Raw genomic sequence first — 14,400 nt, 5'->3', positions numbered from 1 at the left:
CGCGCACCAGACATCGCGCGCAGGCCTAGGGAGGTGCGTATGGCGGCCGATCGCGTGCCCACGGGTCGACTGGCGCGGGGGAGCCGACTGGGCCGACTGGCCGCGGGGCAGGCCGTTCGCGGGGTCGGGGCTCGACTCTCGATGATCGGGCGGCCCGAGGAAGCCCGGCAGATTCTCGCCGAACGATCCGCTCTGCAGGCCGCGCAGCAATTGGTCACCGTGTTCGGCGGCATGAAGGGTGCGGCGATGAAGCTGGGGCAGATGCTGTCGGTTCTCGACGTCGGCCTCATCCCGGAAGCACATCGCGAACTGTTCCGGGTCAAGCTTGCCGAATTGCAGGATCGTGCGCCCGCGGTTCCGTTTGCGGGAATGCGGAAAGTGATCGAGGACGATCTCGGGCCGTTGTCTCGGGTCTTCGCCGACTTCGATGAGACACCGGTCGCCGCGGCCTCGATCGGCCAGGTGTATCGGGCGCGGTTGCGCGACGGGCGCACGGTCGCGGTGAAGGTGAAGTACCCCGGGGTGGACGAGGCCGTCCAAGCGGACATGCGCAACCTCGAAATATTCAGCAAGCTCTGGAAATCCGTGCTGCCCAGCGCGGCAGACGCCACCGTGCTGGACGAGATCGCCCGCAACATCGGCAGCGAACTCGACTACGTGCGCGAAGCTCGGACCCAGCATCGGGTTGCCTCGCGCTATCGTGATCATCCCTTCATCACCGTCCCCGACAGCATCGAAGAACACTGCGGGCACCACGTTCTCGTGACGGAGTTCGTCGAGGGAAAGTCGTTCGCGCAGATCCAAGCTCTGCCCGATGACGAGCGTGATCGGATCGGTGAGCTGATCTACCGCTTCTATATCACTTCGCTATTCTCCGACTACGAATTCTGCGGTGACCCGCATCCGGGCAACATCCTGCTCGACGGGAGCGGTCGTCTCGCATTCGTGGATTTCGGGCTCTACAACCGGATGAACCCGGCAGACGTCGAGTTCGAGCGGGCGGCCCTTCGGGCTGCCGGTGAGCAACGCGCTCGAGACCTGTACCAACTATGGGCCGGACGCGGCATCATCGACTCGGACGCGGGGGTCACCCCGCAGGAAGCCCTCGAATACGTCTGGGCCGCTGCGGGTTGGCATCTTCTCGATGAGCAGATCACGATAACTCCCGAACTCGCCACCGGAGCCGTGGTGCTCGCCGTCAACCCGAGGGCCGCCGAATTTCGGAATATGCGGCATCAACTCCTTCCTCCCGAGCATGTCTTCTCACGGCGCGCGGACCTTTTCACCTTCACCACGCTCGGTCAACTGGTGACGACCAACAATTGGCATCGAATCGCGCGCGAGTGGCTCTACGGCGAGCCGCCGACAACCGATATCGGGCAAGCGATAGCGCGCTGGCGAGCCGGGCTCGGCCGGGTGAGCAACCCCTTGTAAACCCGTCACCGAGTTGCACCATGGCGCTTCGCGGGATTGCGGCGCTCGCCTTGTCGTAGCGGTCGAGCTGATGAGATATGGGGAGCGGGGCCTCTGGTGGAGGGCGCCGAGATGGTTCACGCTGCACATACACTCCAACACCGTCGACTACCGGCTCAAACGCATCGCCAAACTGACCGGCCGCGACCCTGCCGAACTCGCCGGCCTATGGGGCCTTGCGCGCCGCCCTCGTCGCCCGCACCTACAACGTCCCCACCGACAAGACCGCGGCAACACCCCCATCCACAGTCACTACCGATCTCGAAACCTGAACCGATATCCTGACCCCCTTGGAACTGTGAGATATCCTGCTGCTCAGTGTGTTTCGCCTGCAGAATTGCGAGCTCAGCGCGGTTGCAGGTCACGCGGGAGACGATGCTCGAGATCCTCGGTGGCGAGGCCGATGTCGGTGTGGGAGTGTCCGAGGCGGCGGGTGCAGAAGCGACCGATGCTGAGCCGGAGCGGGTTCATCTGGGTCGCCGATCGGTGTGATGTTGGTGCCGCGGAGATCACGGTGTCGGGTCTGCCGACCGACTATCGCGACATTCTGGAGGTGCTCGCCGATGCCGGGCGGGTTGCGGTGCGGGCATGTCGCGGCCGCGTTGGCCTCGACGGCGAGGACCGGTCGACGGTGGAGTTGTTGCGGTCGAAGTTGAAACGCCTGGTGGCGCGGAACTGGCTGAGCGAGGAGATGCCGGGGTTGTTCGTCCTGCCCGATGATGTCAATGTCACCGCGTGATGTGAAAGGTATTGGCGTATAGATCGATTGGGGCACTTCCTCCGATTCGACGGTGGGTTGCGAGGCGAAGCCGCGGTTGTCTGACGAGCGGATCCGCTCTGTGCGCTCGGCATCGATGTCGCAGTCGGCGACCAAGCCGACTGTTTCTCCAGTGCGACGCACAGCTCGAGTTGCCCAGGACTCGAGCCGAGACAATGATGGCGACCGCTGCCGAAGATCAGGGACGCTCCGGTGTCGGGGTCCACATCGAAGGTGTCGAGATCGCCGAATACCTCCGGATCCCGGTTGGCCGAGCCGGTGATGTGGTCGCTGTACTATCGGCCGAATTTCGGGCGGATATGGCGTAGTGGTCTGGTAGAGCAGGGTTTTTGCGCTCGGGGTGCGCGGCCGGGTGGTTGGTGCCTGACCCTGGCCACCAACGCCGTAATCGCTTGGACCACAGAGTATTACGGGCTCGCCGTGGACCAGATGCGCAGAGCCGGGCACCGGATCGATGACGAAGTGCTCGCGCACATCAGCCCGGCGCACAGCGAGAACATCAATTTCTTCGGCGCCATCGAGGTCGACATCGATGCCGAACTCGCCCAGTTGGGGCCGACCGGTTACCTGCCCCTGCGAGTACGCGACACCCTGTTCTGAGCCGTCCCTACGGAGCCCGTCCCTGGGGTGGACCCAGCCCGGCGTGTGGGTGGGCCGGGTCCGGATTCATCGTCACGGCGGTGTCGTCGCGGCGATGTGGATTGCGTGCAGGGCGTCGCGGTGCAGGTGTCGGGTGATCGCGGTGCCAGGTGCGACGGTGTCGAAGCCGTGGAATGCACCGGGGATGACAGTGAACTGGCTGTCGACCCCTGCGCCGGTCAGGGCCCGGTGGTAGCGAACATTCTGGTCGTGGAGCAGGTCGAGATCGCCGACGGCGATCCACGCCGGGGGTAGTCCGGTGAGATCGCGGCGATGAGCGGGCACCGCGTCGGCGGGATCGGCGCCTGTGAGATAGCTGTGCCAGGCGCAGGCGTTGCTGCGCGGCCCCCACAGTCGATGCCAGGTGCTGGTGTCCGGCAGTGGGGTGTGGTCGAGCATGGGATAGAGCAGCAGTTGTTGTACCGGGATCACGGGTCCGTGGTCGCGGGTGTGCGCGGCGAGTGCGGCGGCGAGGCCGCCGCCGGCGCTGGCTCCGGCGAGGATGATGCGGCCGGGATCGACGCCGGGCCGGGAGGCCAAGCCATTTCAGGGCGAGGTGGCAGTCGTGTAGTGCTGCCGGGTAGGGGTGTTCGGGGGCGAGCCGGTAGTCGACGGAGGCGACGAGAACTCCTGTGCGGGTGGCGATCTGGTGACACCAGCGGTCGTCCTGGGCGGCGGTGCCGAAGACGTAGCCGCCGCCGTGGATCCATAGCAATGCCGGCCCCGGTGCCTGGTGATCGGTCGTGCCGAACACGCGGACCCGCACACCTTGGTCGAGATCGATGACCGTAGCGCCGGGATGGGGCCGGATGTGTGCGGCGATGCGGCGCATGATCGGCAGCGTGCGGAGGCTGATGGTCTCGCGGGGTAGGACCAGCGCGTAGGGGCGCAGGTCGGGGTGGTAGTGGCGGTGGTCGCGAAGTCGAGTGATCGGTCCCGATGCCCGGTCCGAGCGGAGGGTCTGTTGGTTCGGTGCGGCGGTCATGCGGGGGTGACCGACAGGTGCAGATGCGCCAGGCGGCGCACGATCAGGCTGGGGACGTAGGTCGGTTCGCGGTCGCGCAGTGTGACGGTGGCGGTCGCGTCCAGCAGTGCCCGCACGGCCTGGTGGGCTTCTTTGCGGGCGAGGTGGGCGCCGACGCAGAAGTGGATGCCGCGGCCGAAGCTGTGATGCAGTTTCGGCTGGGCACGGTCGAGGTCGACCCGCTCGGGGTGTTCGAAGATGCGCGGGTCGCGGTTGGACGCGCCCCACATCAGCATCAGTCGCGCGCCCTGTTCCAGTTGCACCCCGGCCAGGCGAGTCGGTGCGGTGGTGACACGGAAGTGGCCCCGGAACGGGCTCTCGATCCGCACCGCTTCCTCCACCAGCGCGGCGATCCGGTCGGGCTCGGCGCGCAGCGTGGCTTGCAGGTGCTCATCGCAGGCCACCAGCCGCACCGCGGTGCCCAGAAGGCTCGCGGTCGACTCCGCACCCGCGGTGACCAGCTGCACCAGCAGCATCGCCCCCTGATCACGGGTCAGAGTTCCCGACGCGACCGCCACGGCGACACTGCCCAGCACCCCCGTGTCCTGCCCCGGGCGGGCCTGGTCGAGGCGATCGCCCAGATACCGGGCGAACTCGAGCACCGCGAGCGCGGCCTGCCCGGCGCGTTCGGGACTTGCGACCCCCGACACCAGATCGATCGCGGCGTCCGACCAGTCGGCGAGGCGCTGATGGTCTTCGCGCGGCAGCCCGATCAGCTCGCCGATCACCTGCACCGGGACCCGGTGGGCGACCGTGGCCATCCAGTCACCGCCGCCGGAGGCGACCAGCCCGGCTATCGCCGGGGCGACAGCGGCGTCGATCAGCTCGGTCGTCTCGACCACCGCACGCGGGCTGAACCGCGACATCACCAGTGCCCGCTGCGCGGTGTGTGCGGGCGGATCCGCGGTCGCCAGCACATCCACCCCAGCCCCGGCGTGGGCCACCGACACCGACGCCGACCCCGACGCCGCCGACAGCACCGCGACCAGATTGCTCGAATAGGTTTGCGGATCGGCCAGCACGGTGCGGATCGCATCGAACCCGAGCACCACATACACCTGCTGATCAGGCAGATAATGCACGTCCCCGGCGCCACGCAGTTGCTCGAGCAGCGGATACGGGTCCTGCAGTGCCTCGGCGCAGAACAGATCGGGAACAGTCATCGCAACCAGCCTCTCACACGTTGTATAACACGTTATACAACGTGTTCTCGTTCTGCGGTACCCTCGAACGGTGATCGACGACACTGCTGCCCTGCTGCGCGAGTCCCGCGATTCCCTGCGCGTGATCCGCGAATTCGGTCCCGCCGAACGCGCGCGCCGCGCCGAGATCGCCGCGGTCGCCCGCGCGATGGCCTCCCGGCACGGCTACAAGGGCGTCACGATCCGCGCGGTCGCCGCCGAGGCCGGCACCACCCCGGTCACCGTGTACCGCTACTTCGGGTCCAAAGACGGTCTGATCCAGCACCTCATGGCCGACTGGGCCCTCGACACCCTCGACCGCCTCACCCGGCTACCGGCCGACCCCGGCGCCGAACCCGCCGACCGGATCGCCGCCGCGTTCTCCCAGTTCATCGACTGGGCCGCCGAGGACCGCAACCTGCTGCAAGCCGGAATGAACTCCGTGCACTCCGGCGACGGCCCCGGAATCAGGGTCTGGCGGCCGCTGTTCACCGAACTCGTCCGCGCCGCCCTCGCCGACCCCGGCTGGACCGACGACCACGACCGAGCCCTGGTCCTCGGGCACGTCCTGACCACATGCCTGCTCGACCTGACGACCAATCCCGCCAGTATCACCGACATCCGCCATACCATCGCCCGTGCGGCACACCTGCTCTTCACCACACCCCCGAACTGCCGCCCCTAGCTCAGTACCGGCTGACGCACCGCTGCTGCGCTCCGGGGCGGCGGACCGCACCGATTGAGCCTCCGGCCCATCGGCCACTACCCCGGATAACGGTCTGGACCACAGAATATTTACGGGCTCGCTGTCGAGCAGATGCGCCGAGCGGGCCGTCGGATCGATGACGACGTGCTTGCACATATCAGTCCGGCGCACAGCGAGAACATCAACTAATCGGCGCGATCGAGGTCGACATCGACGCCGAGCTCGCCCGGTTGGGCCGACGGCTACCGGCCGCTGCGAGTGCGCGACATGTTGTTCTGAGCCTGCTCATCGCAGCCGGGCACCGGCTGGCTTGTCCGCAGTAGGGACCGCGGCTGGTGAGTGCGGTCGAGAACCGGTTCAGTTTTCGAGGTAGGCGACCATGCCGCCGATGAGCGCTTCGATAGCGTCGTCGAGGTCGCCGTATGTGCCGAGAGTTCGCTCGGAGGTGATGCCGCGCATGGCGGCCGGGATCAGCGCCGCGACCCGGCGCACCTTGACCGGATCGAGTTCCAGATCAGCGAAGGCCCGCTGGCATGCGTCGTCCCAGTGCGGTTTCCAGGACGCCAGCTCAGCGGCGGTGAGCGGGTAGTCGCGTTCGAGTTCGGCGTGGTCGCGGGGCAGCGCCGCGCGCAGCGTCTCGATGGCCAAAGACTCGGGGCGGCGCAATCCGATGGCCATCGCGTGGATGAGCGCGGCGACGCGTTCGCGCAGGGTGCCGTCCGGTTTGGCTGTTGCGGGCAGGTCCCCGCGCTTGTCGGCGGTGTAGCGCAGGACCGCGGCCCACAGGCCGTCGATGTCGCCGAACTGATATTTGACGACTCCCCAGGTCGCGCCGATGTCGCGGGCGATCCGGTTGCCGGAAACCGCGGCGGGGTCCCCGGTCGACAGCGAGGCGATCGCCGCCTCGAGCATGGCTTCCCGCGATTGGATCCCGCGCTTGTTCGCCCGCCTCATGCCCGCCGCTGCCTCCGTCACGAGGGCCGATGCTACCCCGAGCGACCTGGGGAATCCAGTTTCAACGAACCCTCTTGTATTCTTTCAAAGAGGGTTCTATTGTCGTGTTCGCCGGGCGTGGAACCGACGATCCGCGCCGACACGGACAGCCCGCGAAGACGTGGAGGATCGAGATGGCCAAACCACCGCTGTCGATGGAGCCGACGGGATGGTTCCAAGTCGCGTGGTGCACCGAGATCGAGGTCGGTGCGGTGCACAGGATGAAGTACTTCGGGCGTGAGATGGTGGCGTGGCGATCGGCTGCCGGCGAACTCGCGGTCTTCGACGCCTACTGCGAACACCTCGGCGCGCACCTGGGCTATGGCGGGCAGGTTCAGGGCGAGAACCTGGTGTGCCCGTTCCACGGCTGGGAATGGAACCGCGAGGGCCGCAATGTGTGCATCCCCTACGAGTCCCGCCCGAACAAGGGCCGCCGCATCCGCAGCTACCCCGTCGTCGAACGTAACGAGGCGGTGTGGATCTGGTACGACACCGCCGGCCGCGCACCGTATTTCGAGGTGCCGGACATGTTCGAAGCGTTCGGTGACGGCAAGACCGCCGCGGACTACTACCCGCCGGTGCCTGCCGCGACATTGTTCCGGCCCGGCCTGGAACTGCATCCGCAATATGTGATGGAGAACGGCGTCGACTTCGCGCACTTCAAGGTGGTGCACAAGACGCCGTTCGTGCCGGAGTTCACCCGTCACGATTTCTCCGGCCCGGTGTCCTACGTCGATTTCACCATCGCCTTCGACGAGGATATCGCCGAGGACCAGGTCAACAGTGGTGTGGAATCGATCAACGCCGGATTGGGCTGTTCGATCACCAAGAGCTGGGGCATGGTCGACAACCGCACCATGCCCGCGGTGACACCGGTCGACGAATACACCTCCGATGTGCGCTTCACCGTGTGGATCGGCCGCAAGCCCGGCGACCAACGCCCCGAGATCGGCCGCTACGGCACGACCATGGCCGGATTCGTGATCGAGCAGTTCGAAGCCGACGTCGACATCTGGGCGCATCAGCGCTACTCCGACCCGCCCGCCCTGTCGCAGAAGGAATTCAAGGGCTTCAAGGCGCTGCGCGAATGGGCCGTGCAGTTCTACCCCGACGGCGGACCCGCAGGCACCGACCCACGTCACCCCGACAGCGGCGCCGTGCGCCCGGCGGCCACCACCGCCTGACCCGTCCCCGACCCAGTACCGACGCGAAAACGTAACAGCCAGAAAGGCACTGCTCATGAGCACCTCCGACAAGATCCGGGTATTCCAGGTCGCCACCGGCAACCTCGGCACCGAGATGATCGGACGCATCCGCAACCACCGCGATCTCGAGCTGGTCGGGCTGCACTGCTATTCGCCGGACAAGATCGGACGCGACGCGGGGGAGATCGTCGGTCTGGACCCGATCGGTGTGATCGCCACCGGCACGGTCGAGGAGATCATCGCCGCCCGCCCCGACGTGCTCACCTTCCACGGCGTGTTCCCCGACGAGGACCTCTACGAAAAAGTGCTCGAGGCCGGCATCGACGTGGTGACCACCGCGGACTGGATCACCGGCTTCCACCGCGACCGCAACCACTCGCATCCCTCGGGCCGCAAGGTCAGCGAGGTCATCCAAGCGGCCTGCGAGCGCGGTAATTCCACGTTCTACGGCACCGGCATGAATCCGGGCCTGTGCCAGATCCTGGGCATCGTGCACACCGCCGACGTCGCCGACATCGAGAACGTCACCGTCACCGAATCCGTGGATGTGTCCTGCCATCACTCCGTGGACACCTGGAAGGCCGTCGGCTACGGCCGCCCGATCGACGATCCGACCATCCCCGATTCGCTCTACCAATACACCGCCGTGTTCGCCGATTCGGTCTACCTCATGGCCGACGCCTTCGGCCTGGAACTCGACGAGGTGAAATTCAGCTACGAACTCGGCGCCTGTACCAAGGACGTCGACCTCGGCTGGTACTTCATGCCCAAGGGCTCACTGGGTGCGAACTACATCAAATACCAAGGCATGGTCGACGGCGTCGCGCGGGTGGAGACCCACCTCGAATGGCAGATGACCCCGCACACCGACCCCGCATGGAACATCAAGGGCTGCTACATCACCCAGGTCACCGGCGACCCCAACATCTACAGCAAGCACATGATCTTGCCGCGTAAGGGCTTCGACCTGTCGAACCCGGAGAACTTCGCCTCCATCGGCATGACCGTCACCGGCCTGCCCGCCCTCAACGCCATCAAATCCGTCGTCGCCGCCCGACCCGGCATCATCACCAGCGCCGACCTTCCCCTCCGCGGCTTCGCCGGCCGCTTCAACATCTGACCTCCACGGTCCCCGGCCACCGACTTTGCCACTGCCCCGGATAACGGTCTGTTATCCGGGGTAACCTCGGATCCGGCCTGCGGCGATCCCGCCGCGGCGACGACACGAAGCGACCCCGTTATCCGGGGCAAGCCAGGAGCGGCGGTCCGATGGCGGCGACCGTGACCCGGATCCACACCGCCCCGACCCGCTCCCTGCGCGGATCAGCCGAGGCGTTCCTGGACACTCTCGGCCCCGGCAACACCCGCCGCGCGTGCACCATCGCGGTCGTCAAGACCGTCGACCAGCTCGACAGCCGCGGTTCCGACGGACTCCTCGGCCCCAGCTGCGCATTGGGCTCGGTCACCGACGCCGAGATCGGCGCGGCCCTCGAATCCCTGTGGGGCATCGCGGCGGTCAACACCTGGAACTCCCGGCGCGCGGCCGTGGCCAAGTGGCTGAGCTGGTGCCGCGAGCAAGGCTGGACCGCACCGACACTGCCGTCCTCGGCAGGGCGCTCGACGCCACCGGACTCCGAGACACCGGTACGCTCGCGCACCGCGATGGACCGGCTCATCGCCCACCGAGAGGTGCGTCTGCGGGAGCAGACACTGTGGCGGATGCTGTATGAGACCTGCTCTCGCGCAGAGGAACTGCTCCAGCTCAACATCGAGGACCTCGACCTGGCGGGCCGGTGCGCGCGGGTGAAGTCCAAAGGGCACCAAGCCCCGCACCCGCCGCCGCGGCGCTGCCCACCACGAGCACGTCCTGGAAACCGTGTACTGGGACGCGGGCACCGCGCGGCTGCTCCCGAGATTGATCAAGGGCCGCACCCGTGGGCCGGTGTTCGTTACCCACCGCCGGCCCGGCCCCGGGAAGTACCTCGCCGACCGCGACATGTGCCCCGACACCGGGCTGGCGCGGCTGTCCAACGACCAGGCCCGCGATCTACTCGACGCCGCGACCGCGCCCGACGGACCCGGAACCGGCTGGGATCTACACGAACTCCGGCATTCGGGCCTCATGCACCTCGGGGAATCCGGCGCGAGCCTGCTCGAGCTGATGGCCAAATCACGACACCGCAAGGCCGAGAACCTGCGCCGCTACTTCAAGCCCCCGCCCCCAGGCCATGCGCGAACTGACCAGCCTCATCGGCCCTGGCGCTTCCCGCATCCACTGACCAGCAGCTACGCCATATCCGCCCGAAATTCGGCCGATACTACGGCGACCCCGTGATCAACCAACTGCCTGTGGTCGCGCCGATGCTGTCCGGCCGCTCACCCCGAGCGGCCGGACAGCGTTTGTCATTTGGCGGTCGCCGGTTCGCGGCTCGCGACGACGAATTCGCCGATCGATGCGTCGACCGCTTCGCGCACGCGAATCGTCTGGGGCAGTAGCCCGTTCACGGCGAGCAGGTCTGCGGCGTGCTGCTGTTCGTCGAGGAATTCCTCGGTCACCGGGCCGATGCCGAAGGGCCGCCCGCGCAGCGCCGCCTCCCAGGCGTCCAGATCGGCGCTGCCACCCCGGGCGACGATGTCGTCGACGAAGTACCGGGCGGCCGCGCGCGGGTTCTGCACGATCCACGCATCGGATTCCTGCAGCGCGGCAATGATCGCCTGGAGGGCTTCGCGATTGTTCTCGGCGAAGTCGCGGCGGGTGAACCACAGCGAAGGGTGGCTGAACAGCGACTCGGTGTCGATCAGCGTCCGCAGTTCGGTGACTGCCTCCACGGCGGTCAACCCCGGGTAGGCGCCGACCCAGGCATCGAGGTCGCCGGCTAGCAGCGCGGCGCCACCGTCGTGCACGTCGGTGTCGACCGGTTCGATGTCGGCCCAGCCCAGTCCGGCCTGCTCCAGCGCGAACAGCAGCAGGGTGGTCTGCCAGGAGCCGTGGGCGATGCCGACGCGCTTGCCCTTCAAATCGGCAACCGATTCGATGCCACTGTCGGCCTTGGTGACCAGGCGCCCGTTCTCGCTGCGCGGAGCGGAGATGCCGACGTAGACGATGTCGCGGCCGTGGGCCAAGGCGGTGACCGGCGGGGTGAAACCGGTGCCGATGAAGTCGTAGCCGGGATCGGTGAACAAGAAGTCCGAATGCAGCGACGGCAGTGCGGTTTTCACATCCACGCGCTCCGGCTGTGGCAGGGCGCGCAGGTCCACCCATTCCACCTCGGGCAGGGTGCGCTCGAGGATGCCGAGGTGGCGCAGGACGAACAGGGAGTTGTTGTGCGGGAAGTAGCCGACACGAACGGTCATGGAAAGGCTCCTGGGGATGCTGGGAATTGGTGGTCAGATCAGGCCGCGGCGGCGAGCTTCGTCGGCGAGGCCGGTGCGGCCCCATTGGACGGCCAGGTTGGATTTGTCGAAATCGACCGAGCCGCCGAGTGTTTCGGCGATGGCCTGATACTGGGCGCCTTCCTCGAGCAGCACCACCAGCTTGGCCAGCTCCAGCAGTCCGGCGCGGCCGATGACGTTGGCGCCGCCGTTGGCTTCGAAGATGGCGATCAGGTCGGGGTCCCGGGTGAGCTGGTCGAGGATGAAATCCCCGGCGCCGATGCTGCGGTCGATATGCGGCGGGATCTGCCGCGACAGGGTCAGCCGCTGCACCGCGGCATAGCGGATGGGAAATACGCGGTGGGTCTGGGCCCAGCCGCCCAACCACGGGCTGTGCACGTGCACCACGGAGGTGATCTCCGGGTGCGCGCGAAACACCTTGGCGTAGCCGGTGACGAACCCGGCGGATCCGGTGCCCGACAGCACGTCACCGTCGAAGCCGGCCACGACCGGCACGACAGTGCGGTCGTCGGCCCACGGGCCCGGTTCGTTGAGGGCGACGGCGATCTCGGTGCCCGGTACGCGTTCGACGAAATTGACGGTGCCGTTGCCGGTGACGGTGCCGGTCTCACGCAGCACTCAGAAGGCCTTCTCCGCGTCGCGGGTCGCGGCCACGACAAAGGTCTGCACGTCCTCGTCGAGCCGAATCTCGGTGGTGGTCATGGCTTCTCCTGGTCAGGCGTGGGTGAGCACGGGAGTGGTCGGGGTGGTCAGACGGGTGCGTCCCAGCAGCGGCAGAACTTCCTCACCGACCCGGTAGGCCTCTTCCAGATGCGGGTTACCGGCCAGAATGAAGGCGTCGACACCGAGATCGATCAATTCGTCGAGGCGTTGGGCGACCTGTTCGTAGCTGCCGACCAGACCGAACGCGGGTCCGCCGCGAATCAGGCTGAACCCGCACCAGACGTTGGGCTGCACTTCCAGATCGCGGTAGCCGGTGATGGTTTCGGGCACCCAGCCTTTGATGCGGGCCGCACCGACCGAATCACCTCGAGCGGCACGGTTGGCGGCGTCGCGATCGACGAAGGCCCAGCCTTTGCGGATCTCGGCCCAGGCCGCTTCCTCGGTGTGACGGGCCACGATGTCGATGCGGACCGCGAATTTCGGGGTGCGCCCGATCGTTTCGGCGTGTGCGCGCACCCCGTCGAACTTGGCGCGCAGATCGGCGTAGGGCTCGAGCCAGGACAGGTAGTAGTCGGCGTGACGGCCGGCGGCCTGCACTGCCGCCCCCGAGGACCCGGAGAAGTAGACCTCCGGGAACGGTTGCCCGGCCAGCCCCGGCGGCAGGGCGGCGGCGTCGGTGCGGAAGAACCGGCCGTCGTGGGTGAAGGGCTGTCCGTCCCACACTCCGCGCAGCACGTCGAGGAATTCGCTGGTGCGTGCGTAGCGGTCGTCGTGGGATACCTTGTCACCCCACCACAATTGGGCCGGGCCACCGCCTCCGCTGATGATGTTGTAGACCAGCCGTCCGCCGGTGGCGCGTTGCAGGCTGGCCGACATGCGCGCGGCCTGCACCGGATGCAGGAACCCGGGCTGGAAGGCGACCATGAACCGATAGGTGGTGGTCTCGCGGGCCAGTGCAGCGGCAAAGGCCCACGGGTCCTCGGTCACGGGGAACGAGGGCAGCAGACCACCCAGGAACCCGGCCGATTCACTGGCTTTGGCGACGGCGGCGACGTGGTCGATGTAGCTGTAGCCATCGAGTGCGCCCCCGCGCACGGCCGGGGCGATATTGCCGGGGCCGTAGCCGTTGGCGTGGCCGCGGTTGTAGCGGCGCGGGGTACGCAGGGAAGCATGGTCGCCTTCCATGCCGATGCGCCAATAGATGTCGATGCTCATGCCGTGGTCTCCTGCAGGGTGCGGCCGGCCGGATCGGCCAGGAACAGCAAATGCTCACCGGCGCGGTGCACTTCCTCGATGTGCGGGTGCCCGGACAACACGATGCTGTCGAAGCCGGCGGCCTCGTAGACCTGCAACTGCTGGGCGACCTGCTCATAGCTGCCGACCAGGCCGACCGGCTGCGGGTAGCCGAGCTCGGCGAACCCGGCCCAGCGCGCACCGTCGAGACTCAGCGATCGCGCGCCGGGACCGTCGGGATGAACTTCGCGCCATTGGCGTTCCGCGCGCGCCCACGCCTGGTCCTCGGTTTCCCGGGCGATCACCGGCAGCTCCAGTCCCGCGCGCACCCGGCGACCGGTCTCGGCGGTGCGCTCTCGCAGGCGCGCCAGCGCCCCGGCCGGACCGTCGGTGGATTCGGTGAAAAAGTGGACGTCACCGTAACGGGCCGAAAGATCCAGTGCCGGTTCGGAAGTGCCCGACAGGTACACCGTCGGGAACGGCAACCCGGACAGGATGCCGCGGAAGCCGCCGTCGATCACGTCGTAGTATTCGCCCGCGAAATCGAACCCGGTGCCTTGGAATCCGGCGCCGGGCACCGGATCGGCATTCCACACCCCGCGCGCCACGGTCAGGAACTCTGCTGCCCGCGCATACCGGTCGTCCCCGCTGACCCGGTCGCCGCGAGTACGCGCTTCCTCGGCGTCGGTGTCGACGGCCAGCCGCCAGCCCAGCCGTCCCGCGGACAGCCGTTGCAGGGTGGCCGAGACCTTCGCCGCGTACACCGGAGTGCCGAACGCAGGCTGGAATTCGACGATCACGCGCGCATGGCGGGTGGCGCGCAACGCGCCGCCCGCCACGATCCATGATTCCTCGCCCAGCGGGTCGTACGGCGCGAGCACACCGTCGAGGCCCGCCAGTTCGGCGGCGTCGATCACCTGATGCAGATCGTCGAAAGGCCCGTAGTGGCCGGGGCGTACATCGGTCGGCTCCCGGTCGTCCGGGCGCGCACCGAAGCGCCCGCTGGCCGGTGTCGGGACGGGGTCACCGAAACCACCGCGGTGCCGCAACTGCGGGCGAGCCCGGCGACCATCACCATGGCTGGGCAGCCGCCACAGATACTCGGTCATGCG

The 14,400-nt window shown here is 67.5% G+C and carries 12 protein-coding genes and 5 pseudogenes; 9 read left to right on the top strand and 8 right to left on the bottom strand.

Annotation, left to right across the window (positions count from 1 at the left end; genetic code table 11):
• The first annotated feature begins 39 nt into the window (after positions 1-39).
• From ACQPYR_RS21015 to ACQPYR_RS21000, 4 genes and pseudogenes are all read left to right on the top strand, one after another.
• Positions 40-1,434, top strand: a complete 1,395-nt coding sequence (locus tag ACQPYR_RS21015) for an ABC1 kinase family protein (protein ID WP_433634711.1) — start codon at positions 40-42, stop codon at positions 1,432-1,434.
• A 121-nt stretch (positions 1,435-1,555) separates the two neighbouring features.
• Positions 1,556-1,745 (top strand): annotated as a pseudogene (locus ACQPYR_RS21010) (helix-turn-helix domain-containing protein); the annotation flags it as partial.
• A 176-nt stretch (positions 1,746-1,921) separates the two neighbouring features.
• Positions 1,922-2,212, top strand: coding sequence for a hypothetical protein (locus tag ACQPYR_RS21005; protein WP_433634709.1), 291 nt, complete (start codon positions 1,922-1,924; stop codon positions 2,210-2,212).
• A gap of 396 nt (positions 2,213-2,608) precedes the next feature.
• A pseudogene (locus tag ACQPYR_RS21000) lies at positions 2,609-2,851 on the top strand (Tn3 family transposase); the annotation flags it as partial.
• Between the two features lie 72 nt (positions 2,852-2,923).
• Here ACQPYR_RS21000 and ACQPYR_RS20995 read toward each other — a convergent pair.
• Positions 2,924-3,875 (bottom strand): annotated as a pseudogene (locus tag ACQPYR_RS20995) (alpha/beta hydrolase).
• Positions 3,872-5,077, bottom strand: a complete 1,206-nt coding sequence (locus tag ACQPYR_RS20990; protein ID WP_433634707.1) for a cytochrome P450 — start codon at positions 5,075-5,077, stop codon at positions 3,872-3,874. The pseudogene ACQPYR_RS20995 and the gene ACQPYR_RS20990 overlap by 4 nt, the downstream one beginning before the upstream one ends.
• Before the next feature lie 70 nt (positions 5,078-5,147).
• On the opposite strand from ACQPYR_RS20990, the gene ACQPYR_RS20985 reads away from it, so the two are divergent.
• Together ACQPYR_RS20985 and ACQPYR_RS20980 are read left to right on the top strand one after the other, a co-directional pair.
• Positions 5,148-5,780, top strand: a complete 633-nt coding sequence (locus ACQPYR_RS20985; protein WP_433634705.1) for a TetR/AcrR family transcriptional regulator — start codon at positions 5,148-5,150, stop codon at positions 5,778-5,780.
• Between the two features lie 86 nt (positions 5,781-5,866).
• Positions 5,867-6,080, top strand: a pseudogene (locus tag ACQPYR_RS20980) (Tn3 family transposase); the annotation flags it as partial.
• A 78-nt stretch (positions 6,081-6,158) separates the two neighbouring features.
• On the opposite strand, the gene ACQPYR_RS20975 reads toward ACQPYR_RS20980, so the two are convergent.
• Positions 6,159-6,776 carry a TetR/AcrR family transcriptional regulator gene (locus ACQPYR_RS20975; protein WP_433634703.1) on the bottom strand — a complete coding sequence of 206 codons (618 nt, stop codon included), beginning with the start codon at positions 6,774-6,776 and terminating at the stop codon, positions 6,159-6,161.
• 152 nt (positions 6,777-6,928) lie between these two features.
• Here ACQPYR_RS20975 and ACQPYR_RS20970 point away from each other — a divergent pair, with 152 nt between their 5' ends.
• On the top strand, positions 6,929-7,978 hold the full coding sequence (locus ACQPYR_RS20970; RefSeq protein WP_433634701.1) for a Rieske 2Fe-2S domain-containing protein: 1,050 nt from the start codon (positions 6,929-6,931) through the stop codon (positions 7,976-7,978).
• A gap of 55 nt (positions 7,979-8,033) precedes the next feature.
• Positions 8,034-9,119, top strand: coding sequence for an NAD(P)H-dependent amine dehydrogenase family protein (locus ACQPYR_RS20965; protein WP_433634699.1), 1,086 nt, complete (start codon positions 8,034-8,036; stop codon positions 9,117-9,119).
• Positions 9,120-9,237: 118 nt separating this feature from the next.
• Here the strand turns inward: ACQPYR_RS20965 and ACQPYR_RS20960 are convergent, their stop codons facing one another.
• Positions 9,238-9,675: a hypothetical protein gene (locus tag ACQPYR_RS20960; RefSeq protein WP_433634697.1), complete on the bottom strand. Its 438-nt coding sequence runs from the start codon at positions 9,673-9,675 to the stop codon at positions 9,238-9,240.
• A 200-nt stretch (positions 9,676-9,875) separates the two neighbouring features.
• On the opposite strand from ACQPYR_RS20960, the gene ACQPYR_RS20955 reads away from it, so the two are divergent.
• Positions 9,876-10,334: a hypothetical protein gene (locus ACQPYR_RS20955; protein WP_433634695.1), complete on the top strand. Its 459-nt coding sequence runs from the start codon at positions 9,876-9,878 to the stop codon at positions 10,332-10,334.
• Positions 10,335-10,402: 68 nt separating this feature from the next.
• Here ACQPYR_RS20955 and ACQPYR_RS20950 read toward each other — a convergent pair whose 3' ends face one another.
• From ACQPYR_RS20950 to ACQPYR_RS20935, 4 genes and pseudogenes are all read right to left on the bottom strand, one after another.
• On the bottom strand, positions 10,403-11,353 hold the full coding sequence (locus ACQPYR_RS20950) for an ABC transporter substrate-binding protein (RefSeq protein ID WP_433634693.1): 951 nt from the start codon (positions 11,351-11,353) through the stop codon (positions 10,403-10,405).
• 33 nt (positions 11,354-11,386) lie between these two features.
• A pseudogene (locus ACQPYR_RS20945) lies at positions 11,387-12,094 on the bottom strand (class II aldolase/adducin family protein).
• Between the two features lie 12 nt (positions 12,095-12,106).
• Positions 12,107-13,270 carry an LLM class flavin-dependent oxidoreductase gene (locus ACQPYR_RS20940; RefSeq protein WP_433634691.1) on the bottom strand — a complete coding sequence of 388 codons (1,164 nt, stop codon included), beginning with the start codon at positions 13,268-13,270 and terminating at the stop codon, positions 12,107-12,109.
• Positions 13,267-14,397: an LLM class flavin-dependent oxidoreductase gene (locus ACQPYR_RS20935; protein WP_433634689.1), complete on the bottom strand. Its 1,131-nt coding sequence runs from the start codon at positions 14,395-14,397 to the stop codon at positions 13,267-13,269. The genes ACQPYR_RS20940 and ACQPYR_RS20935 overlap by 4 nt, the downstream gene beginning before the upstream one ends.
• Positions 14,398-14,400 lie beyond the last annotated feature (3 nt).

This window comes from Nocardia sp. CA-120079 (genome assembly GCF_050955745.1).
Classification (GTDB): Bacteria; Actinomycetota; Actinomycetes; order Mycobacteriales; family Mycobacteriaceae; genus Nocardia.
Note: the sequence above shows the minus strand (reverse complement) of the source record. Positions and strands in the feature narration are given on the sequence as shown.

Bases quoted from the DNA above. Each gene is read 5' to 3' on its own strand.
- ACQPYR_RS21015 (WP_433634711.1), top strand. From the start codon at position 40: ATGGCGGCCGATCGCGTGCCCACGGGTCGACTGGCGCGGGGGAGCCGA.
- ACQPYR_RS21005 (WP_433634709.1), top strand. From the start codon at position 1,922: ATGCTGAGCCGGAGCGGGTTCATCTGGGTCGCCGATCGGTGTGATGTT.
- ACQPYR_RS20990 (WP_433634707.1), bottom strand. From the start codon at position 5,077: ATGACTGTTCCCGATCTGTTCTGCGCCGAGGCACTGCAGGACCCGTAT.
- ACQPYR_RS20970 (WP_433634701.1), top strand. From the start codon at position 6,929: ATGGCCAAACCACCGCTGTCGATGGAGCCGACGGGATGGTTCCAAGTC.
- ACQPYR_RS20965 (WP_433634699.1), top strand. From the start codon at position 8,034: ATGAGCACCTCCGACAAGATCCGGGTATTCCAGGTCGCCACCGGCAAC.
- ACQPYR_RS20960 (WP_433634697.1), bottom strand. From the start codon at position 9,675: ATGAGCCGGTCCATCGCGGTGCGCGAGCGTACCGGTGTCTCGGAGTCC.
- ACQPYR_RS20950 (WP_433634693.1), bottom strand. From the start codon at position 11,353: ATGACCGTTCGTGTCGGCTACTTCCCGCACAACAACTCCCTGTTCGTC.
- ACQPYR_RS20940 (WP_433634691.1), bottom strand. From the start codon at position 13,270: ATGAGCATCGACATCTATTGGCGCATCGGCATGGAAGGCGACCATGCT.
- ACQPYR_RS20935 (WP_433634689.1), bottom strand. From the start codon at position 14,397: ATGACCGAGTATCTGTGGCGGCTGCCCAGCCATGGTGATGGTCGCCGG.